Origin of the sequence: Wolbachia endosymbiont (group B) of Gerris lacustris (assembly GCF_964028355.1) — a bacterium.
In the GTDB taxonomy this organism is placed as follows: domain Bacteria; phylum Pseudomonadota; class Alphaproteobacteria; order Rickettsiales; family Anaplasmataceae; genus Wolbachia.
The window spans coordinates 627,065-649,700 of sequence record NZ_OZ034761.1 but is presented as its reverse complement, the minus strand read 5'-3'; the positions used below and the strand labels follow the sequence as shown (position 1 = coordinate 649,700).

Sequence of the window (22,636 nt, the reverse complement as noted above, 5' to 3'; positions counted from 1 at the left end):
CCTTTCTTGAGATCATGTACAGGTTCTTAGTTTATTCCTTTCTTGAGATCATGTACAGGTTCTAAAGTGTTTACCAACTTAATGCTCAATCTGAATCCCAGTGTTTAAGCACTGGGATGACACCTTTATTAAAGGAACTGTGTCAGCTACTCAAATAAAACCCATTTGTTTCTATAGTTGTCTTTTCTCTTCTACCTTGTTTTGCCATTCTGCTGAACAGATACGTTTCTTTTACCTTTTTTTGTTCTGTAGATTTTTTAGTATTTATAGTCAGAAAGTTTAACGTAAGAACCACACAAGACTATAAATGGTGGATCAGCATTACCTTAAAGAGAGTACCCATATTTTCAGTTAACCTTAAAAATTCACTGAGAATCCTGCTTTTTTGTTCATCATTTGCATTTTTCATTAAAACTTGTGCTCTTTCTTTTATACCAAATAAATATAAAAATTCTCTTTGAGTAAAAATCTCACAATCTACGTGTTTTAATGAATCTTTTAGTGCTTGAAAATTCACAAGTGCAGTGATGTCACTATTACCGACATTTTCAAGAAAATTAGTATACTTATGCTGTCGTATTGATTGTAAAGTGCTTTTGTATGAAGGATATATATAGCTATAATCTATGATCAAAGCAGCTCCTCCATTATTGACTATTTTCTTCTCAAGCTTTCTTAATATTTCAATCCCAGCTAAGCATACTTCTACTACTGCACCATTAAAAAGTTTTCCATTTGTTATCTGAATAGCTGATGCTGGAACACATGATCCTTTCCTTCTGGATTCGAGTGTCAAACACTGACCGCCATCCTGTTTCATCACTCTATTTTCATACCACTGCCCATCACGATAAACAAACTGGTCTATTGGAAGAGCATCAAAGAACTCATTTGCAAAAAAAATAGTTGGCTGATTTGGTAAGTTATCGATATCTCTGTGCCAGTTAATATCTAATCCCTTTAATTTTTTCTTTTGTGTTTTCTGTAAAATAGGACTTATCTCGATTAGGTGAATGTCCATTGAGCTAAAAAAACAGCTATATTTTTTAGTGACTCTTATTACATCGTGAATGAGCGTTCCTTTACCTGGCCCAAGTTCAACCAGAGAGAATTTTGATGGCTTTCCTAATTTTTCCCATGTATGCATCATACACACAGCGATTGTTTCGCCAAATAATTGACTAATTTCAGGTGCAGTAATAAAGTCACCGTCTTTGCCAAGTGGTAATTTACTCATGTAATAACCATACTCTTTATGATATAGAGCAGCATTCATAAAATCGCTGATGGATATTGATCCTTGGTTTTTATCAATTAATTCGTGTATATAAGTGAGCATATTATTAATAAATGTTTAATTATAGTGTGCTATACTATAAAATAGTGGAGTATTTATATATATAATATAAGTTTAAAGGCGATAGTGCTTCAATTATGAATAGTCAAGATACAGATTATGTTACCCTTATACCTCAAGATGATGGTGTTGAATATAAATTTGAAGAAGCTATAAATTTTGTAGAAAATAAGGTTATAGGTGCTGACGGGTTAACTTTAGCAGAAATATTTCAAGTGCTAGTCCGAATGTTAAATGGTGACCTAGAATTAGTAAAAAAAGTGCTAGCATGTGCTAATATTATGGTAAAGCATGGAATGAGGGTAGCAAAAGAGTCACAATTGAGCAGAGCTGATGTTCGTCGAGCTTTAGAAGGCAAGAAAAGCATTATCAGCAGGCAAGATTTCACACCTCCTACACCTACTGTAAAATTAACCAAAAAGAAAAGTAGAGGTCTTTAAATGGCTGAGTCTATAAAAAAATTTACTGTACAGTGTGATTTCAAAGGACAAAATGCACCTTTTGCAGTATATATAGGAAATCCAAAGGGTGATACTCATCCAATTCATCATCAAGATTCATGGCTTGCAAAGGAACGTGGGGGAAACATTCCTAATAAAGTTAAAGAAAGTTTGCAAAAATTATACAAGCTGTCTCAAGAAAACGGGATCTCTTTTTCGGAATTATGCGCATATGCCATTACTATAGTTAGTAATAATGATAAAAAAAGTGACGGTAAGTAGTTAGATTCTCAATATTTCATTTATAGAAGTTTTTGATCTTGTCTTCTCGTCTACTTTTTTTATTATAATTGCGCAATAGGTTGAGATATTATTTTTAGATGGAGTAGATCCTGGTACAACTACAGAGTAAGATGGTACTTCACCATAAAATATCTTGCTTGTTTCTCTGTCAATAATTTTTGTTGATGCTCCAATAAACACACCCATGCCAAGAACTGATCCTTCTCTTATTATAACACCTTCGGCTACCTCACTACGCGCTCCAATGAAGCAATTATCTTCTATAATAACAGGAGAAGCTTGAATGGGCTCAAGAACTCCACCTATTCCCACTCCACCTGAAATATGGCAATTTTTTCCTATCTGTGCACAACTACCAACTGTTGACCAAGTGTCTATCATTGTGCCAGAATCAATGTATGCACCAACGTTGATAAAGCTTGGCATTAGAACAACATTTTTACCTATGTAAGCAGATTGGCGAACAAAACATCCAGGGACTGCTCTAATTTTTGACTGGTAAAATTTTTCTTCATTCCATTCACTAAACTTACTACCGATTTTGTCAAACCAGCAATTGGTGTTGTCTATTATTTTGCTTTCCTCAGTGAGAAAATGTAATAATATTGACTGCTTTATCCACTTATGTACTATCCATTCTCCACTTGATAGCTTTTCTGCTACTCTAATTTTACCACTGTCAAGTAACTCAATTACCTCTTTGATTATTAATCTTGCTTTGTGTTTTAGATTATAGTCGTTAAGTTTTTCTTTATCTTTCCAAATATTTTCTATCTCATCTTGTAATTTTTTAGTTGCAAATTTTTCATTTATTATATACATACTGATATCAAATTTATATTATTTTATACGTAAGCACTATGAAAATACAATGTCATAATTGTACTAAAACTTACTTAGTATCTCGTGGGCAAATAGGTGAATCTGGAAGAAAAGTGAAATGTACAAACTGCAATCACATGTGGCATGAGTATCTAAAAGAAATGTCAAGTGAATTGTGCCCTGCTGGTATACAAGAAATTGGTCATAATCATAAGATAAAAAAAGCTAGCTGGAGGCAAAGTTTAACTCTAGCTTTTGCAACAGTTGCAGGGTTATGCGTTATAATTGTTGGTGGTATCTTTCCAGGAGAGATAAGTAAGATATACAAAACAGTTAGTGCATACAAAGATTCAATCAGCCATAAATTAGGATACAAAAAAGTGCAAACGGAAAATTCAAATGCGAGAGAACTTGTTGTAAATGAGTTTTATCAAGATTACCTTTTTCTATCTAGTTTTAGATCTAGTTAAATAGGCATAAGTCATCAATGTTATGCAAGTAACTACACTTACTCCTTTATGATAGTGTCATCCCAGTGCTCAGACACTGGGATCCAGGAATTTTGATTGTGGATAAGCATATCAAACGGTTTGGTGTAATAGAAGTCGGATTCCAGTGTCAGCTACTTTCATAACACCCTATGGTTGTTATGATATTTTTTACTATAGGTTTGTTTCAGAAGCTTACATTTGGAAAACTAGTATAGATTTTTCCTACTTATGTGCTACTATAAGCCTGTAATGATAAAATAAGTAAATATGGATAAGTCAGCATACGAAATCATAGAACATGAATATGATGTGGTAATAGTAGGTGCAGGAGGAGCGGGGCTTAGAGCAACACTTGGAATGGCTGCAACTAATTTTTCAGTTGCCTGCGTTTCTAAGATTTTTCCTACACGAAGTCATACAGTTGCAGCACAAGGAGGAATTAGTGCAGCTTTGAGCAACATTGCTGAAGATGACTGGCGCTGGCATGCATATGATACAATAAAAGGTTCAGACTGGCTTGGCGATCAAGATGCAATAGAGTATATGTGTAAAAATGCTGCCAAAGCTGTTATCGAACTTGAAAATTTTGGCGTACCTTTTTCTCGTACGGAAGATGGTAAAATATATCAGCGTGCGTTTGGTGGAATGACAACCCACTTTGGTAAGGGAAAGTCAGCTCAGCGTACTTGTGCAGCAGCAGATAAAACTGGGCATGCAATTCTTCATACTCTATATCAGCAATGTCTTAAATTTAACGCTGAATTTTTTGTCGAATATTTTGTAATCGATTTGATTATGGACAAAGGGACATGCTGTGGGGTGATAGCATGGTCGTTGTGTGATGGTACGTTGCATAGATTTCGTGCACATTCTGTGGTAATAGCAACAGGTGGTTATGGACGTGTTTATTTCTCTGCAACAAGTGCACACACCTGCACAGGTGATGGTAATGGTATGGTGGTAAGAGCCGGGTTACCACTTGAAGATATGGAATTTGTGCAATTTCATCCAACAGGAATATATGGCTCAGGGTGCTTGATGACGGAAGGATGCCGTGGTGAAGGTGGGTACCTCGTTAACTCTCAGGGTGAGAAGTTTATGGAACGTTATGCACCAAAGGCAAAAGATTTGGCTTCTCGTGATGTGGTAAGTCGAGCAATAACAATTGAAATTAGAGAGGGAAGGGGAGTTGGGCCAAAGAAAGATCACATGTACTTGAATATAGCGCATCTTGATCCGGAAGTGATCAAACTGAGATTACCAGGTATTAGTGAAACAGCAAAAACTTTTGCAGGAGTTGATGTTACTAAAGATCCTATACCTGTTATTCCAACTGTTCATTACAACATGGGCGGTATTCCAACCAATTATCATGGAGAAGTGATCACACTGAAGAAAGGTAAGGAAGAAGTAGTGAATGGACTGTTTGCAATTGGAGAAGCAGCATGTGTTTCTGTACATGGTGCAAATAGACTTGGCTCTAACTCGCTTCTTGATCTTGTGGTTTTTGGTAGAGCTGCAGCCCTCAGAGCAAAAGAAAAATTGAAACCTGATACACCGCATAAAAAATTGCATTCAGACTGCACAGATTGGATAATAGATAGATTTGATAAAATGCGATTTGCTTCTGGAGAACTCAAAGCAGCAAAAATACGTAGTGAAATGCAGCATACTATGCAAAAATATGCGTCAGTATTTCGTGTTGCTGAAGTTTTGAAAGAAGGTAAAAAAGCTATAAAAGAAGTAGCAAAAATGATGCCTAACATTGCAATTGAAGATCGAAGTATGATATGGAATAGTGATTTGGTTGAAGCGCTAGAGCTTGCCAACATGATTCCACAAGCAGTTATTACTATGGAGTGTGCAGCCAATCGCGAGGAAAGCAGAGGTGCTCACGCTCGTGAAGATTTCCCTGAACGTGATGATAAAATTTGGATGAAACATACTATAGCATGGCTTAAAGAAGAGAAAAACCAAGTCAGTGTAGAAATTGACTATAAAAAAGTTGCTGAAAGAACTCTGAGTGATGAGATTGATTTCATTGCCCCGGAAAAGAGGGTTTATTAGTCAACCCATCTAGTTTATTTAACACTCTCTATGCATGATTGGGCTTTGACTATGTCTCAACTTGATATCTTTTTTCCTTGTAGGTTAAAAATTGAGTTGAACTAAAAATGCGGTTTGACACAGTGTATTTAACCATACGCGTCAAGTTAAGGAAAAAAAGGTATGAAAGAGATAGAATAATAAGGTATAAGTTCTCCCAGAAATACTTTTAGTGAGAGAACGAATGAATAAAATAACTAGCTTATCAAAAAAGCTCAAAGAATTTTTTAATGAAAAAGTAGACAAAATCTCAATTACAACAAGGTTTATAAAAAGAAAGAGAAAGCTAAAAGGTTCATCGTTCGTAAAAGCCATGGTCTTGGGTAATATAGGGGTTGATAATTGTAGCGTAGAAACAATGTGTCAATTACTAAACGAGGACTCGATAGATATAACAAAACAAGGTTTGGATTTTAGATTTACTGAAGAAGCAGTGGAATTTATGAAAAGGATGTATAATGAATCTGTGGTTCTTTTTAAAAATATCTTGCAAGTTGATTGCAAAATCTTACAGCTATTTAATAGTGTTAAATTATTGGACAGTAGCTATATTACTCTACCTAATACCAATTCCCGCTATACAAGCAACGAATAGACAATAATGGAAAAAAAGCCATACTGGAGTAAGTAAAATAGCGAGGTTTAGATGGCATTAAGATCAAAATTATTGGATGAAAAAGTGGTGGAATCAGCAAAAGAGATGCTGAAGAAAGTAAGAAATAATGCGTATGTTGCAAAAAAACTAAATGCTGTAATTGCAGCAAAAAAGCACAGTATAACAGCTGTAGCAAAAATATGTTGCATTTCGAGAAAGGCAATTACTACATGGATAAAGCACATAAAATTTGGAAGAGAAGAAAAATTATTTTCTCCACCTCAATGCCGTAGAAAAACTATATTGAACCAAAGTCAACTTGAACAAATTGAGGTGTGGATAGAGGAAAACCCCAATATTACTATTAGAGAAATGAGAATAAGAATCCAAGAAAGATTTGGTTTGAATATCAGCAAATCCACAATACATCGTAATATGCAAAGAATGAAATTCTCATATATCACACCAAGACCAGTTCATAGTGGACAGGATAAAAATAAGCAAGAGGAGTTTAAAAAAAAAACTCAATGAAACTATTGTCATGCATTCTGAAAAAGAGCTATTTTTCTTCGATGAATCACGGTTTGGTACACATTCAAAAGTTGGACATGGGTGGTTTAAAAAAGGCAGTAGGACACAGGTTAAGGTAAAATTAGGTAGGGAAAATTTTTATCTCTATAGTGCAGTTAATCCCAGAAATGGAGAGAATTTTAGCTTATTTGCACCAAACGTCAACACTGCTTGTATAAATATATTCCTTGAACAGATGTCGCAATATTTAGGAATACGAAAGGCTTTTCTCGTGATGGATTGCGCTAGTTGGCATAAGTCAAAAAGTTTAAAGATACCTAAAAATATCGAAATTATATACCTACCACCATACTCACCTGACCTCAATCCTGTTGAGAGGTTTTGGTTATATATAAAACAGAACATTTTGCGCAATAAAATCTACGATACAATTGTTCTGCTTGAGAGCGCTTTGTGTAAATTTATTACCTCTCTTTCCCCTTCCACGGTTAAACAACTCTGCAATGCTTCTTATTTGGTTCATTAATAATGAGAGTTGGTATTAGTACTTTCTCCTTCTGAACAAATTTCAGGAGAGAATATATTGACGTTTGGCATTTCAATGCATATGTCTATTCTATCAAGCAAAGGTCCTGATATTTTATTTCTATAATCTGTGCCGCACTTTGGAGCTTTGTTGCACGATCTACTTGCATCACCTAAATAACCGCACCTGCAAGGGTTCATTGCAGCTATAAGTTGAAAATTAGCTGGATAAGTAATGTGAACATTTGCACGTGCAATAGTTACCTTTCTATCTTCAAGTGGTTGGCGTAGAGAATCAAGCACAAGCCTTGGAAATTCAGGTAGCTCATCAAGAAATAACACACCATTGTGAGCCATGGTGATTTCCCCAGGCTTTGCATTTTTTCCTCCTCCTATCATCGCTGACATCGAGCATGAGTGATGAGGTTCACGAAAGGGACGAGTTACTTTAAATGTTTCGTTACCGGCTTTTGTTATGCTAGAGATGATATTAACATCAATCATCTCTTGTTCAGTCAAATCGGGTAATAGCCCTATAAATCGCTTAGCAAGCATTGACTTTCCAGTACCAGGAGGTCCAACAAGAAGCATATTGTGTCCACCTGCTGCTGCAATTTCAGCTGCTCTTTTTGCAACAACTTGACCTTTAATATCCTTTATATCTAGAACTGAATTTTTTTCTTTGGGTGCAGCGCTATAGTTAAAAGTTACCGGCTGAATTAACTGCTCACCCTTAAAATGTCTGATAATATCGGTTAATTTCTCTATAGCTAGAATAGAAACATTCTTTACCCATGAAGCTTCTACTCCATTTCCCCTTGGGCAAATTACTCCTTTATTTGCCTGTTTTGCATTGATTGCTGTTGGAAGTACTCCTGAGATTGGTATGACTCTGCTGTCTAGTACAAGCTCGCCCATAATTATATAAGACTGAACTTTTTCAACTGGTATCACATTCATTACAACAAGTAATCCAACAGCAATAGCTAAGTCATAATGACTACCTTCTTTAAGCAAATCCGCAGGGGAAAGATTAACCGTAATCCTTTTTGGAGGTAACAGAAGATTGATTGAATTTAACGCTGCTCTGATACGCTCTCTCGATTCTGCAACAGTTTTATCCGGCAGTCCAACAATATTAAAAGCTGGAATACCATTTGCCATGTGAATTTGTGCATTAACATTTACTGTGCTGGTTCCCTGAAGTGCAACGGTATTTATATTTGCAATCATACTACATTATATAAAGTTATTAATATAATATATTGACAAAGTAACGAAGTAAACAGTAGCTGTTAAAAGTGGTTTAATTTAGCAAAAAAGTGTAGTACTCTATCACTTTGCTGATTATATATGTTTATAAGAATAATCGCTTTTCTTTTGCTATATTCAAGCGCAGTTTTCTGTAGTGATTGTAACTTTAACTTACCATATCGTGGGCTCAGTTGTGATTTGGATCTATCATATAGAAATTTAAGTAATATAAAGAAATTATTGAATAACAAAGATAAGTTCGTTGCACTTACGTTTGATGATGGACCGTCTTATAATAGAGCAGGAGATATTATTAATATTCTGGAGAGCAATAAAACAAAAGCGACATTTTTTGTGCTTGGTGAGCGTATAAATAAAAAAACATCTGAAATAGTAAACAAAATCCATAAAGCAGGTCATGAATTAGGTAATCATTCTTGGTCGCATAGGAAGTTGACATCACTTTCAAGTGAGGAGCAATTGCAAGAACTGGAAAAGACAAATGTGGCAATTAAAAATGCAACAGAACAGAATGTAAAATGGTTTCGTCCACCATATGGATGTCACAATGATAATTTGATCGAAAATACTAATCGATTAAATATGTGTTCCATACTATGGACAGTTGATTCTCTGGACTGGCAAGGCGATAAATCAGAGATTCTGGTTGAAAGAGTTTTAAGCAATGTACATAATGGAGCGATTATATTGTTCCATGATCACGATAACAAATCAAATACAGTTGAAGCTTTACCTCAGATTATTAAAATACTAAAAAAATGGGGTTATGAGCTTGTTACCTTAAGTGGTTGGGAAAAGAGGATTTGTGATGTAGTGAAATCTAGAAATATGCCAATAAAAGGAGAAGGAGTGCATTCTAAAGGAATTCTATGTGGACAAAAAACAAGGTCTTCAACCGCAGGGCATTCATATTAGGTGGTATTCAGCTTACTATTTCTGCTATTTTCAGTTATAGGTTGTATACTTTACAAGTACGAGATAGACAAAAATATGAAGTGCTATCCAATAATAATAGGATAAAAGTTGTTACTATTATGCCTAAACGAGGCAGGATTTTGGATAGGAATAGCGTTGAACTCGCAGTAAACAAAATTTCGTATATTGTTTTATTTGATGGGCAAAAAACCTTTACTAGGGAAGTTGATTTGCAGATGTTATCAGAAATTAAACCTGATGCAACAAAATCATCAGATACAAAAATAACTGCTCTTTATAAACGTTATTACCCGTTTGGTTCGATATGTTCTCATATAATCGGATATACAAAAAGACAGCAAGACATAAATGAAGCAGGGGTTAGTGGAATTGAATATACATATGATCATATATTAAAAGGCAAGACCGGAAAATCTGAGCAGGAAATAAATTCTAAGAAGCGTATCATGAGAGAGTTATCTAGCATACCGCAGCAAGACGGACAAGATATACAGCTGACAATTGATGTTGATTTACAGAAGAAAATTGCAGAGATATTTAAAGACCACCAAGGTTCCACAGTGGTAATTGATGTAAATAACGGAGAAATTTTAGCATTATATAATTCACCTTCTTACGATAATAATCTTTTCACTAGCAGATTATCAAATGAAACTTGGAAAAATTTAAACAATCCTTCATTACCGCTTGTAAACCGTGCATTATCATATCAAATTCCACCTGGTTCAATATTTAAAATAATAGATGCGCTTGCAGGTTTAAAAGATGGAATAATAACACCAGAAGAAAAGTTCTCGTGTAGGGGCTATATGAAAATAGGTGAACGAAAATTTCGTTGCCTAAAAAGCAAAGTCCATGGATATGTATCTTTAAACGAGGCAATGGCCTTCTCATGCAACACTTACTTTTATAATATAGGAAAAAAAATAAATGTAGATTCTCTACTAGAAATGGCTAGCAAATTTGGTATTGGAAGTGGACCATTAATTGGAATGTTTAAGGAAGAAGCTCCAGGATTGTTGCCTGATGTGGATTGGCGTGCACGCAAGCTATATTCAGAGTGGTATTTAGGTGATACCATTAACTTAGTTATAGGACAAGGGTATTTACTTACAACGCCATTACAGCTTGCGGTTCTTGCAGCGAGGGTTGCAACAGGAAAAGAGGTAATTCCCCACATTGAGATGAGTAAACCAGGGCAATACTTTCTTGATATTGATGTGAATCATGAGCATCTTAGTGTGGTTCGAAAAGCTATGTTTGACGTGGTGAATTCTAACTATAGAAAAGGACTAGGCAGTATACAAATTGCTGGCAAAACCGGTACACCAGAGATAAACTCTAAAGGTGAAAGTCATAAATTGTTTATCGCTTATGGCCCCTACCATGATCCGCGCTATGCAATCTCAGTGTTTATAGAACACGGCAAAACTCCACGCCAAGATGTTGCAATTGCTAGTGAGATATTGCAATATATGCTTGAAAAATGAACTTATGAAATTGCCATATATGTTACTTGTAATTTATATATTCAAATCAAAGCTTTGAGGTTAAAAAAAAAGAAACGAAAATTGCATAAACTTTTTCAATTTAGTGCTTTAATGTTTCTAACGCAGAGAAGGTACTATCTTTATTTTCTATGGAGGAAGGTAGACTATTTTGATTATCACCATCAATTGAAGTAATAGGGCGAGTTAAAGCAACTTTCATAACTTCATCAATATTCTTAGCAAAAACTACGTTGATCCCCTCTTTGATGCTTGCATGAATCTCTTGCATATCTTTTTCATTTTCACTTGGTATAATCACAGTTTTGATTGATCCTCTGAGTGCTGCAAGCAATTTTTCTCTTAAGCCCCCAATAGCTAAAACTCTACCACGCAATGTCACTTCGCCTGTCATAGCAACATTTTTGTTAACTGGTATATTTGTCATAAGAGAAACAATAGACGTACATATCGCACCTCCAGCAGAAGGGCCATCTTTTGGTACAGCACCCTCAGGTACATGCAAATGTATATCATTATTTTGGAATTTTTCGGGCTTTATACCAAAAAACAAACAATTTGATCGAATATAACTATACGCAGCTTTTATAGATTCTTGCATAACCTCTCCAAGCTTTCCTGTGTATTTTATCTCTCCCTTGCCCGGAATTAGGACTGATTCTATCATCAAAATATCACCACCTGTTTCGGTATAGGCGAGCCCAGTCACTATCCCTACCAAACTCTCATTTTCTGCAATGCCAAAGGTATACTTACGTACCCCTAGATAATCTTGTAAATTACCAATCTCTACGGATATTTTCTTATTTTTATCAGTTAATATTGCTTTAACTGCTTTTCTCATGAGTTTTGCAAGTTCCCTTTCCATGCTTCGCACGCCGCTTTCACGTGTATATAAACGTATCAACTCGTATAATGCTTCATTGGTTATTTCCCACTCCTTCTGATGCAAACCATGCTCTTTTTTTAATTTTGGAATAAGGTGATGTGTAGCAATACTGATCTTCTCGTCTTCGGTATACCCAGATAATTGTATAATTTCCATCCTATCACGCAAAGGATGCGGTAAATTTAAGCTATTTGCTGTGGCTACAAACATTACACTTGAAAGATCAAACTCAACTTCCAAGTAATGATCTGTAAAATGTTTATTGTGCTCAGTATCCAAAACCTCAAGTAATGCAGATGCAGGATCACCACGCGAATCAGAACCCATCTTATCTATTTCATCAAGCAGAAAAAGCGGGTTGCATGAATTAGCTTTTTTCATGTGTTGAATGATTTTACCAGGCATTGAGCCAATATAGGTTTTCCTATGCCCTCGTATCTCAGACTCATCACGCACACCACCAAGAGCCATGCGAACAAAATCTCTTCCTACTGCTCTTGCCATAGACTTAGCTAAAGAAGTTTTACCAACACCTGGCGGTCCAACTAAGCAAAGTATAGGACCTTTTATCTCTTTTACTCTCTTTAATACTGCTAAAAATTCTATTATTCTATCTTTTACTTTCTCTATGCCATAATGATTTTCATCTAAGATTTTTTTAGCCGTATTTAAGTTAATTTTTGCATCTTTGTACTTTCCCCATGGTAAATCAAGCAACCAATGCAAGTAACTAGATATAACTGTTGCTTCAGGAGAAATGGGATTCATTTTCTTATATCTCTTTAAGTCAGTTATGGCTTTCTCTTTTGCTTCCTCAGAAAGCTTTGTTTCATTTATCTTTTTTTCAAATTCATTGAGTATATTCCCTTCATCCCCATTTTCAAACTCACCTAATTCTTTCTGTATAGCTTTTAATTGCTCATTAAGGTAGTAGACTTTTTGAGTACTTTCAACCTGTGATTTAATTGTCTTATACAAGCGGTTTTGTGCGCTCAAAATACTTATTTCTCTCTCAATGAGAGCAAAAACTTTTTTTAAACGCTCTTTTGGGTTATAAACTTCAAGTATGTTTTGCTTATCTGATACCTTTATATTTAAGTTCGAAGCTATCATATCTACAATTTGATTAACCTCTTTGACTTGATCAATGGGGTCAATAATAATCTCGGGTCGACTTCTCTTGCTTAGTTTACACCAATTGTCGAATGCATCTATAACAGAACGCCTTAAAGCTTCTAAATCAATATTATCTTCATTTTCTCCATGCTCATAATGACCATCCAACACTACTCTGGCCTGTAACAAAGTGTGAGAGCTAATATATTCTATAACTCTTCCCCTTCTTACCCCATGAATCACGACTTTTACTGCATTGTCAGGCAGTTTTATTAATGGTTGTATAATGTTTGCTAACACACCTACTTCATAAAGATTCTCTGGCTCTGGATTATCAATAGAACCATCTTTTTGTGTTATGAGAAAAATCTCGTTTTGGTGACTACTGCTACTTATTGCATACTCTAGTGCATGAACAGATTTTTCTCTACCTACGAATAAAGGCAACATTATATTTGGAAAAATTACTACATCTCTTAGAGGTAATACTGGTAATACAGTAGAATTAAAGTTTACAGCACGTCCAATGCTCATAATATATACCTCAAATTAATCATTAACCGTTATAACACTACCCTTATTATTATGATTAATCGTCGCTTTGCCTAATTCTACCATTTTCTTAGTAACCGTTATAGTGCTACCTTCAAAACCTCCGTTGCCGGATATATACATAACATCAAGCAAAAGTGACCCTAAGATAGTACGTAATATCCTTGCACCTATTTTATAGCTTATAGCTTTTTTAGCAATAGCTGATATTGCTTCATCTGAAAACTCAAGGGTTACTTTGCTAAATGCAAGTAATGCTTTATATTGTTTTATTAGCGCATTTCTTGGTTCCGTTAATACATGTATTAAATCCTCATGATTCAGCTCATCTAAAACAGCAATTATCGGAACCCGCCCTACAAATTCGGGTATCAAACCGAATTTGATTAAGTCCTCAGGTTGAGCATCGCGTAAAGCATTTTTTTTCTTTTGTGCTTTAGACTGACTTATATCCGCTCCAAAGCCAACTGATGTTCCCTTTTTTCTTGCCTCAATAATCTTATTGAGGCCTTCAAAAGCTCCTCCGCAAATAAATAGTATGTTACTAGTGTCTACTTGTATAAACTCTTGTTGCGGGTGTTTTCGCCCTCCTTGTGGAGGAACATAAGCAACCGTACCTTCCATGATTTTTAGTAGAGCTTGTTGGACCCCTTCACCTGAAACATCACGGGTTATTGAAGCGCTTTCAGACTTTCTTGTGATCTTGTCTATTTCATCGATAAACACTATACCATGCTGTGCCTTTGCAACATCATAATTTGCAGCTTGCAATAGACGTGACAACACGCTTTCTACATCATCACCTACATAACCCGCCTCAGTCAAAGTTGTTGCATCAGCCATAGCAAATGGTACATCTGAAACTTTAGCAAGTGTTTTTGCTAGCAAAGTCTTACCAGAACCTGTAGGGCCAATAAGCATTATATTTGACTTCTCAATTTCAATATCACTTATAGAATGAAGTTGCACCATGGATTGACAATGATTATACATAGCTACAGATAAAACATGTTGCGCATGTTCCTGACCTACAACATGCTTGCTAAGAAAATTTTTTATATCTTCAGGTTTCTTTAGTGATAGCTTCATATCAGATATACGATCTGAATTAAAAGCCCTCTCTTTCTTTTGACTTATTGCTTTATGGGATAACTCTATGCATTCATTACAAATGAACACCTTTAAACCATCTGAAGAGTTAGTAATCAATTTATCTACTTCGTTTTGTGCCTTGTTACAAAAAGAACAGTAGTGTAAATCATTATTGTTATCCATTAAACTACCTTTTATTTAACTTTAATATTTTCAATCTTCATATCTTTACGCTCAGCTATTACTCTGTCAATTAAGCCAATTTTCATTGCTCCTTCAGGATCCATGAATTTATCTCTTTCCATCATTCCTTCAATTTTCTTCAGTGAATTTGCAGTATGTTTTTCATAAATTTGATTTAGTTTTTTCTTAACTCGCAAAATTTCATTAGCATGTATTTCTATATCAGTTGCTTGACCTTGATAACCACCAGATGGCTGATGTATCATAATTCTTGAATGAGGCAGCGAGTAACGTTTACCCTCCGCACCAGCTGTAAGCAACAAAGAACCCATAGATGCAGCTTGACCTATACACAAAGTTGAAACGTCTGGATTTATATACTGCATTGTATCGTAGATCGACAAACCAGCAGTTACAACACCACCTGGTGAGTTAATATACATACAAATGTCTTTATCGGGATTTTCCGATTCTAAAAATAAAAGCTGTGCTACTATTACGCTGGCCATGTTGTCTTCAACAGGGCCAGTTACGAAAATTATTCTTTCTTTTACTAGCCTTGAATATATGTCATAAGCGCGCTCACCGCGACTAGTTTGTTCAACTACAATTGGTATAAGAGTCATACCTTTTCCTATCAAATATTATCAAATAATTCCTTTAATTCTTTCACAGAAACAATCTGTTCTTCTTTACTAACTTTTTCTATCATATAATCTGTCACTTTATACTCAAGCGCTTGCCCTCTAACTAATTCCTGAAATTGTCCATCTGATTTAAAATGTTTAAATACTCTGTCAAATGATACATCTTTACTGACATATTGATTTACAATAACGTTCATAATATCACTTTGAGTTAATGATATTTCATGTTCTTTACTGAATTCCATAAACAACATTGCAAGCTTTACACGTCTTTCAGCTTCTTTACAAGAATCATCTTTAGCATTCAACTCTCTTTCCACTCTCTGCTGTTCCTGTTTTACTACTTCTATAGGCAAATCAAAACTATAACTAGCATCCAAACAATCAAATAGCTCTTTCTTAATTAAGAGATCTCCCATTTCTTTACACTGATTATCAATTACTTCTTTTACATGATTTGTTAGCGAAGAATGATCTTCAAAACCAATTCTCCTAGCTATTTCATCATCACTTTGCAAATCTTCGGCAATCTGAATATCATTAACTCGAACAGAAAAAGCAGCCTCCTGCCCCGCAAGGGAAATTACCTGATAATCTTCAGGAAATCTCAACTTAAAGCTTTTTGTTTCCCCCTTTTTCATGCCAATTAATTGATCTTCAAAACCATTTGTAAATGTTCCAGATCCTAAATTAACAGTAAAATTTTTGCCACTTCCACCTTGAAAGAGCTTGTTTCTAATTCGTCCTTCAAAGTCAATTATCAGTTTATCCTCGTTTTTTGCTTGATAAGAAGCATCATCAACAGAGACAAAATTAGGAAATTTTATTTTTATAGAATCAATAAATTCTTTTATGTCTCCCTCTTTGATTTTTGCCTTAACTTTCTTCAAATTTATTTTATCAAGATCTATTGCTGGCACTTTTGGCATCGATTCAAAAGATAATTTGTACAGAAAGTCACCTTTCTCATCCTTTTTATCCAGGTTTGGTAATGACATAATATCAACCTTAGGATGGATGTGAGACTTAACTTCGATTTTTTTCATTAAATCACTTGAGCAATAGTCTATCGTATCGTTTATCACATATTCCAAAGCTTCGTTTTTATAATTTGTAACAACAAGATCGTAAGGCATCTTTCCGGATCTAAATCCAGGCAATTTTGCATCCTTCGCTATTTCTTGTAATCTAGAGTTTATCTTTTGTTCTATATAATCACTACTAACTGTGATTTCATACTCATACTTTAGTTTATCTACACTAAGTTCCTTATAGGTATATATATTACTTAATGTATCTGCTTCGACTGCATTTTGAGTTATATTACTAGACATTACAACCTGTTATCAATATTTTATTTATGTTTTAATAAAGCCATTTTACCAGAATTTAAGTTAAATACAATCCTTAAGAACAGGTTCTTATACAAACAAAAGTGTACTTAGTGATTATAAATTTTCTCTTAAAACCTGAGTTACATGACTTTAAGTGCGGATAGAGGGACTTGAACCCCCACGAGCAAGCTCACCAGGACCTAAACCTGGCACGTCTACCAATTTCGCCATATCCGCAAGAGCCCTTCATTAACTTATAGATAACCACTTCTGTCATCTTATGCAATTTAAGGATTAGATTTTAGTACCACAGACTGAACTTATAATACTGGTTAACTCCACTATGAATCTAAGCCTGAATTACTTTAACTAACACTATTAAGATAAGTACTGTCTTAGAAATATTCAAGGCTTATTCAATTTATAGTATTTACACAATAAAAAAAGCTTATTAATCTTTAATTAAGGCTCTAAACTCTGGAAATTAATAATGAGATTAATAGCAAGCTTCTTACTCGCAATTTTTTTGATTACACAGAGTGGCTGTACGACTTTTGTGGGTGGTATAGTGGTAACAGCAACTGCAGCGGCTACAGCAATAACAATGCAAGATAAATCCTTGGGAAACATTATTGATGATACAACTATAGTAATAAGAATCAATAAGGGGCTTTTAAAACACGGACTGTTCTCATCTATAAAAGTTAAAGTAAGTGAAGGGAGAGTATTGCTCATTGGAAATGTTGATAATCCTGAAAAGCAACTCACAGCAGAGAAAATAGCTTGGCAGCAAAAAGAGATTAAAGAAGTGATAAATGAAATAAGAGTTACACCAATTAAAATGGCTTCTATGCTAGACGTTACTGTAGATGGTATGATAACAGCAGAGATAAGCACAAGGTTTCTGGGAAAAAGAAATATTAAATCAATTAATTATAGCGTTAATACAGTTGATAGAGTCGTTTATTTGATGGGTATAGCTCAAAATAAGGCAGAATTAAAAGCTGCAATAGCAATTGCAAGAAAAGTAAAAGGAGTAAAGCAAGTTGTAAGCTATGTGAGATATAGACATAGCAAATTGCGTCATTGATGAAAATTTACTTGAGTGTTAGTATCATGTAACTAAGCTATAAAACTCCTTTACAAATTCCGTCAGTTCACTCTTAGGTAGCCCTCAACAACTCATGATATAAGTGTATCTTAAGGAAAAAAAGCCAGTATAAGGTAAGAAATATTATACTAGAATGGAATATATTAAGTGCAGCGGCAGGTGCGTTAAGAACGGTAAGTTGAAAAGCGGAAAACAACAATATAAATGCAAAGAATGTGGCGAGCAATTCGTGAAAAATGCAAAGAAAAAGTATATTACACAGGAAGAATGGAATTTAGTAGATAGTTGAGAGAATTCCTGTAGCGGAAGAGTTACAGCAATCTCAGAAACCCATTTACAAAATTATGTAAATAAAAAATACAACAACGTAAAAAATTGAAGAGCCATATAGAGTAAATATCAACAAACGCAAAATAGTAGTAGAACGCAACTAAATGTGGAGTTTTGTTGGTAAGAAGACAAAAAAAGTATGGTTTTGGTTGGCAATAGACCTACTGCGAAACGGTATGGAACTAAATTCAGCATGAGTTAGGTCAACAGCAGGATCAATTAAAACTCATGTTTGAGGTTTACCAGACCAGCAATGATGTTAAATCTCGGGAACGTTCAAAAAAGTGTGTCAAACCGAAAAAAAAGTAATAAATTGATATAAAAAATGGAGGTTTGATATGAGTCAAGCAAATAGAACTAATGGGTTGGTAGATTATAAAGAATTAGAAACAAATATCCTGTCATCTATACGAGAAGGAAGACCATTGACAGGAAGAGATGGAGCATTAACACCGTTTATAAAAAGGTTGCTAGAGGCAAGTCTGGAAGGTGAAATAGAAAGCCACATGTCAGCTAAAAGTGAAGAAAATAACCGAAGAAATGGGAGAAATGCAAAAACTTTACGCACGAGTGCAGGTTCATTTGAGCTGCTAACACCAAGAGATAGGGAGGGAAACTTTGAACCGCAAATAGTCAAAAAAAGGCAAACGAGCCTACATCCAGAACTTGAAGCAAAGGTCTTAAGTACATACGCCAGTGGCATGGGATACAGAGACATAGCTTCACACGTTGAGGAAATATATGACCATAAAATATCAGCAGCAGAGATATCCAGTATTACTGATAAATTGCTACCAATAATCAATGAATGGCGCAGCCGTCCACTGCAATCAGTGTATCCAATAGTGTTCATGGATGGCATGTTTTTTAAGGTCAAGGAGGACGGACATTGCGTAAGTAAATGCATGTATAATATATTGGGTATAAATCAAAATGGCAGAAAAGAAGTATTAGGTTTTTATTTGGCTGAAAGTGAGGGAGCTAACTTCTGGTTGGGAGTTCTAAATGACCTCAAAGAAAGAGGAGTAGAAGATATTTTAATTGCCTGCATTGATGGACTAAAAAGCTTTCCTACAGCTATAAATAGTGTATTTCCTAAAGCAGAAGTACAGCTATGTATAGTGCATCAGATAAGGAATTCACTGAAATATGTATCTAGCAAAGATGTAAAAGTTTTCATGAATGATTTGAAAAAAATATATCGTGCTTCAAGTAAAGAAATCGCTGAGAATTATTTGCTTGAGCTGGAAGAAAAATGGAGTGAAAAATATCCCTTAGTTACAAAATCGTGGCAAAACAATTGGGAAAATTTATCTAGTTATTTTAAGTATTCTGGGCCAGTTAGGAAGATGATTTACACCACCAATCCAATTGAGGGGTTGCATAGACAGATCAGAAAATTTACTAAAACTAAAGGTTCATTTACCAGTACAAATGCCTTGTACAAACAGGTATATTGTGCTATAAAAAAGGTAGAGCAAAAGTGGATTACTGCTTTGCCTAACTGGGCTTTAACTATGTCTCAACTTGATATCTTTTTTCCTGGCAGATTAAAAATTGAGTTGAATTGAAAATGCGGCTTGACACACTTTTTTGAACGTTCCCAGTTAAGGGAGTGTTAAATAAACTGTGTCAAGCCGCATTTTTAGTTCAACTCAATTTTCAGTCTGTTGGGAAAGAAAATGTCAAGCTGAGACATAGTTAATGCCCAATTAGGCAAAGCTGTAGTCCACTTTTGCTCTACCGGGAACGTTCAAAAAAGTGTGTCAAACCGAAAAAAAAGTAATAAATTGATATAAAAAATGGAGGTTTGATATGAGTCAAGCAAATAGAACTACTGGTTTGGTAGATTATAAAGAATTAGAAACAAATATCCTGTCATCTATACGAGAAGGAAGACCATTGACAGGAAGAGATGGAGCATTAACACCGTTTATAAAAAGGTTGCTAGAGGCAAGTCTGGAAGGTGAAATAGAAAGCTACATGTCAGCTGAAAGTGAAGAAAATAACCGAAGAAATGGGAGAAACGCAAAAACTTTACGCACGAGTGCAGGCTCATTTGAGCTGCTAATACCAATTCCCGCTATACAAGCAACGAATAGACAATAATGGAAAAAAAGCCATACTGGAGTAAGTAAAATAGCGAGGTTTAGATGGCATTAAGATCAAAATTATTGGATGAAAAAGTGGTGGAATCAGCAAAAGAGATGCTGAAGAAAGTAAGAAATAATGCGTATGTTGCAAAAAAACTAAATGCTGTAATTGCAGCAAAAAAGCACAGTATAACAGCTGTAGCAAAAATATGTTGCATTTCGAGAAAGGCAATTACTACATGGATAAAGCACATAAAATTTGGAAGAGAAGAAAAATTATTTTCTCCACCTCAATGCCGTAGAAAAACTATATTGAACCAAAGTCAACTTGAACAAATTGAGGTGTGGATAGAGGAAAACCCCAATATTACTATTAGAGAAATGAGAATAAGAATCCAAGAAAGATTTGGTTTGAATATCAGCAAATCCACAATACATCGTAATATGCAAAGAATGAAATTCTCATATATCACACCAAGACCAGTTCATAGTGGACAGGATAAAAATAAGCAAGAGGAGTTTAAAAAAAAACCTCAATGAAACTATTGTCATGCATTCTGAAAAAGAGCTATTTTTCTTCGATGAATCACGGTTTGGTACACATTCAAAAGTTGGACATGGGTGGTTTAAAAAAGGCAGTAGGACACAGGTTAAGGTAAAATTAGGTAGGGAAATTTTTATCTCTATAGTGCAGTTAATCCCAGAAATGGAGAGAATTTTAGCTTATTTGCACCAAACTTCAACACTGCTTGTATAAATATATTCCTTGAACAGATGTCGCAATATTTAGGAATACGAAAGGCTTTTCTCGTGATGGATTGCGCTAGTTGGCATAAGTCAAAAAGTTTAAAGATACCTAAAAATATCGAAATTATATACCTACCACCATACTCACCTGACCTCAATCCTGTTGAGAGGTTTTGGTTATATATAAAACAGAACATTTTGCGCAATAAAATCTACGATACAATTGTTCTGCTTGAGAGCGCTTTGTGTAAATTTATTACCTCTCTTTCCCCTTCCACGGCTAAACAACTCTGCAATGCTTCTTATTTGGTTCATTAATAATGAGAGTTGGTATTACTACTGCCGGATGGTTATACTTGGCAGCTTCATGTAAAGCAGTTGATCCTAAATCGTCACTTTCATTAGCATTTACTCCATTTTCTAATAAAGTATGTACCATTAAATTAACACCGCATCTGGCAACATAACGTAAAAAATTAGCTCCTATAAATTTTATCACATCCTTCCATATTTCAAGTTCCATTATAGTAGATACTGCTTCTAGATAATTATATGGATGAATAGAAAGTAATATTTTCTGTGGATCATTCGTCTCAATACTTGCTCCATTGGCTATTAGATAATTAATTACTTCTCTATGCTTTCCTACAACAGCAAGATTAAAAGGAGTCCATCCCCATGTATCCTGATAGTTAATCTCTGCTCCATAGTTTATTAAGAGCTTTACTGCTTCCAAATTACCAAGCGCAGCAGCAATATGTAAGAACCTGTACATGATCTCAAGAAAGGAATAAACTAAGAGATAATGTATATAAGTTAGGATATATGAGGAGTGTATACCCAAGTGATATAAGTCGGGAAAGATTTGAGATTATATTACCAGATCTAGAATCCTGTAGAAAAAAAACAAAACCAAGAAAACTGGATTTATATGAGTTATTTTGCGGTGTACTTTATGTGCTAAAAAGTGGCTGTCAGTGGCGAATGCTACCAAAAGAGTTTCCAAAATGGCGCAATTGTTACGATTACTTCAAGAGATGGAGTAAAAAACCGAATGAAGATAGAGAAAGTGTTCTAGAAATTGTCTTAAAAAAAATTAGTTGGAGAGGTTCGTTTCAACAGTGGTCGGAATACAAAAACAAGCTTCTGCATCATTGATGCTCAAAGTGTAAAAAGCACCGATATTGCTGAAGAAAAAGGTTATGATGCCGGCAAGAAAATTTCAGGAATAAAGCGTCATATTGCAGTAGATACGCAAGGTTTGCCACATGCAATTTATATTACTACAGCTAATATCGGAGATCGTACTGCTGCTGTAGAGATGATTTGTAACGCAAGAAAAAATCTTTCCGAAGTTCAAAATATACTAGTTGATGCAGGTTATACAGGAGAAAATTTTGCAACTCAAATAAAAACGACTATTGGTGCAACCGTTGAAGTAATAAAACGAAGTGAATTACATACCTTTGTTGTATTGCCAAAAAGGTGGGTTGTAGAGCGTTCTTTTGCTTGGCTGGAAAAGTGTAGACGGTTATGGAAAAATTGCGAGCGTAAACTCAATACTAGACTACAAATGGTCGTTCTAGCTTTTACTGCCTTGCTCCTCAAAAGATTATGAACAGGCTCTAAGGGAGTTCGCCCCACTAACATATC

General features: G+C 35.0%; 17 protein-coding genes, 1 tRNA gene and 5 pseudogenes. 14 read left to right on the top strand and 9 right to left on the bottom strand.

Annotated elements, in window-relative coordinates:
• Positions 1-301 precede the first annotated feature (301 nt).
• On the bottom strand, positions 302-1,339 hold the full coding sequence (locus ABWU62_RS03250; RefSeq protein ID WP_353287511.1) for a class I SAM-dependent methyltransferase: 1,038 nt from the start codon (positions 1,337-1,339) through the stop codon (positions 302-304).
• 95 nt (positions 1,340-1,434) lie between these two features.
• On the opposite strand from ABWU62_RS03250, the gene ABWU62_RS03245 reads away from it, so the two are divergent.
• Positions 1,435-1,797, top strand: a complete 363-nt coding sequence (locus ABWU62_RS03245) for a hypothetical protein (protein WP_353287510.1) — start codon at positions 1,435-1,437, stop codon at positions 1,795-1,797.
• Complete coding sequence (locus tag ABWU62_RS03240) at positions 1,798-2,079, top strand: DUF2610 domain-containing protein (protein ID WP_353287509.1); 282 nt, start codon at positions 1,798-1,800, stop codon at positions 2,077-2,079.
• On the opposite strand, the gene dapD is transcribed toward ABWU62_RS03240, so the two are convergent.
• Positions 2,080-2,922 (bottom strand): 2,3,4,5-tetrahydropyridine-2,6-dicarboxylate N-succinyltransferase, encoded by an 843-nt coding sequence (gene dapD, locus ABWU62_RS03235; RefSeq protein ID WP_353287508.1) that lies wholly within the window; start codon positions 2,920-2,922, stop codon positions 2,080-2,082.
• A 38-nt stretch (positions 2,923-2,960) separates the two neighbouring features.
• Here dapD and ABWU62_RS03230 point away from each other — a divergent pair.
• The 5 genes and pseudogenes from ABWU62_RS03230 to ABWU62_RS03205 form a co-directional block, all read left to right on the top strand.
• Positions 2,961-3,056 (top strand): annotated as a pseudogene (locus tag ABWU62_RS03230) (zinc-ribbon domain-containing protein); the annotation flags it as partial.
• Positions 3,057-3,059: 3 nt separating this feature from the next.
• The gene (locus ABWU62_RS03225) at positions 3,060-3,392 is read left to right on the top strand and encodes a hypothetical protein (RefSeq protein ID WP_353288205.1); all 333 of its coding nucleotides are present in this window, start codon (positions 3,060-3,062) and stop codon (positions 3,390-3,392) included.
• A 288-nt stretch (positions 3,393-3,680) separates the two neighbouring features.
• Complete coding sequence (gene sdhA / locus ABWU62_RS03215) at positions 3,681-5,480, top strand: succinate dehydrogenase flavoprotein subunit (RefSeq protein ID WP_353287507.1); 1,800 nt, start codon at positions 3,681-3,683, stop codon at positions 5,478-5,480.
• 211 nt (positions 5,481-5,691) lie between these two features.
• A pseudogene (locus ABWU62_RS03210) lies at positions 5,692-6,087 on the top strand (IS4 family transposase); the annotation flags it as partial.
• 78 nt (positions 6,088-6,165) lie between these two features.
• Positions 6,166-7,171 (top strand): IS630 family transposase gene (locus tag ABWU62_RS03205; RefSeq protein ID WP_353287506.1). Its coding sequence is split into 2 segments (ribosomal slippage): positions 6,166-6,627 and positions 6,629-7,171, totalling 1,005 coding nucleotides; the frame shifts between segments, so codons are not numbered across the junction.
• Between the two features lie 17 nt (positions 7,172-7,188).
• Here ABWU62_RS03205 and ABWU62_RS03200 read toward each other — a convergent pair.
• Positions 7,189-8,403, bottom strand: a pseudogene (locus tag ABWU62_RS03200) (YifB family Mg chelatase-like AAA ATPase); the annotation flags it as partial.
• Positions 8,404-8,523: 120 nt separating this feature from the next.
• On the opposite strand from ABWU62_RS03200, the gene ABWU62_RS03195 reads away from it, so the two are divergent.
• Positions 8,524-9,360 (top strand): polysaccharide deacetylase family protein, encoded by an 837-nt coding sequence (locus ABWU62_RS03195; protein ID WP_353287505.1) that lies wholly within the window; start codon positions 8,524-8,526, stop codon positions 9,358-9,360.
• Positions 9,315-10,871 (top strand): penicillin-binding transpeptidase domain-containing protein, encoded by a 1,557-nt coding sequence (locus tag ABWU62_RS03190; protein ID WP_353287504.1) that lies wholly within the window; start codon positions 9,315-9,317, stop codon positions 10,869-10,871. Before ABWU62_RS03195 ends, ABWU62_RS03190 begins: the two co-directional genes overlap by 46 nt.
• 100 nt (positions 10,872-10,971) lie before the next feature.
• Here ABWU62_RS03190 and lon read toward each other — a convergent pair whose 3' ends face one another.
• The 5 genes from lon to ABWU62_RS03165 form a co-directional block, all read right to left on the bottom strand.
• Positions 10,972-13,428 carry an endopeptidase La gene (gene lon / locus ABWU62_RS03185; protein ID WP_353287503.1) on the bottom strand — a complete coding sequence of 819 codons (2,457 nt, stop codon included), beginning with the start codon at positions 13,426-13,428 and terminating at the stop codon, positions 10,972-10,974.
• 15 nt (positions 13,429-13,443) lie between these two features.
• Positions 13,444-14,721 carry an ATP-dependent Clp protease ATP-binding subunit ClpX gene (gene clpX, locus ABWU62_RS03180; RefSeq protein WP_353287502.1) on the bottom strand — a complete coding sequence of 426 codons (1,278 nt, stop codon included), beginning with the start codon at positions 14,719-14,721 and terminating at the stop codon, positions 13,444-13,446.
• An 11-nt stretch (positions 14,722-14,732) separates the two neighbouring features.
• Positions 14,733-15,347 (bottom strand): ATP-dependent Clp endopeptidase proteolytic subunit ClpP, encoded by a 615-nt coding sequence (clpP, locus tag ABWU62_RS03175; RefSeq protein ID WP_353287501.1) that lies wholly within the window; start codon positions 15,345-15,347, stop codon positions 14,733-14,735.
• Between the two features lie 11 nt (positions 15,348-15,358).
• On the bottom strand, positions 15,359-16,702 hold the full coding sequence (tig, locus tag ABWU62_RS03170) for a trigger factor (protein WP_353287500.1): 1,344 nt from the start codon (positions 16,700-16,702) through the stop codon (positions 15,359-15,361).
• 155 nt (positions 16,703-16,857) lie between these two features.
• Positions 16,858-16,939, bottom strand: a tRNA-Leu gene (locus ABWU62_RS03165).
• 253 nt (positions 16,940-17,192) lie between these two features.
• Here ABWU62_RS03165 and ABWU62_RS03160 point away from each other — a divergent pair.
• The 4 genes and pseudogenes from ABWU62_RS03160 to ABWU62_RS03145 all read left to right on the top strand — a co-directional run bounded on the left by ABWU62_RS03160 (position 17,193) and on the right by ABWU62_RS03145 (position 21,301).
• Entirely contained in the window at positions 17,193-17,792 is a 600-nt protein-coding gene (locus ABWU62_RS03160; RefSeq protein WP_353287499.1) for a BON domain-containing protein, read from the top strand.
• 689 nt (positions 17,793-18,481) lie between these two features.
• Positions 18,482-19,714 (top strand): IS256 family transposase, encoded by a 1,233-nt coding sequence (locus tag ABWU62_RS03155; RefSeq protein ID WP_353287494.1) that lies wholly within the window; start codon positions 18,482-18,484, stop codon positions 19,712-19,714.
• A 244-nt stretch (positions 19,715-19,958) separates the two neighbouring features.
• Positions 19,959-20,219 (top strand): annotated as a pseudogene (locus tag ABWU62_RS03150) (transposase); the annotation flags it as partial.
• A gap of 77 nt (positions 20,220-20,296) precedes the next feature.
• Positions 20,297-21,301 (top strand): annotated as a pseudogene (locus tag ABWU62_RS03145) (IS630 family transposase).
• Here ABWU62_RS03145 and ABWU62_RS03140 read toward each other — a convergent pair.
• The gene (locus tag ABWU62_RS03140) at positions 21,264-21,758 is read right to left on the bottom strand and encodes an ankyrin repeat domain-containing protein (RefSeq protein ID WP_353287498.1); all 495 of its coding nucleotides are present in this window, start codon (positions 21,756-21,758) and stop codon (positions 21,264-21,266) included. The pseudogene ABWU62_RS03145 and the gene ABWU62_RS03140 sit on opposite strands and share 38 nt — an antisense overlap.
• Before the next feature lie 50 nt (positions 21,759-21,808).
• Between ABWU62_RS03140 and ABWU62_RS03135 the strand changes: the two genes are divergently transcribed.
• Positions 21,809-22,601, top strand: a protein-coding gene (locus ABWU62_RS03135; protein WP_353287310.1) for an IS5 family transposase whose coding sequence is annotated in 2 segments (ribosomal slippage) — positions 21,809-22,072 and positions 22,074-22,601 — 792 coding nt in all. Because the reading frame shifts where the segments join, the coding sequence is not laid out codon by codon here.
• The last annotated feature ends 35 nt before the right edge of the window (positions 22,602-22,636 follow it).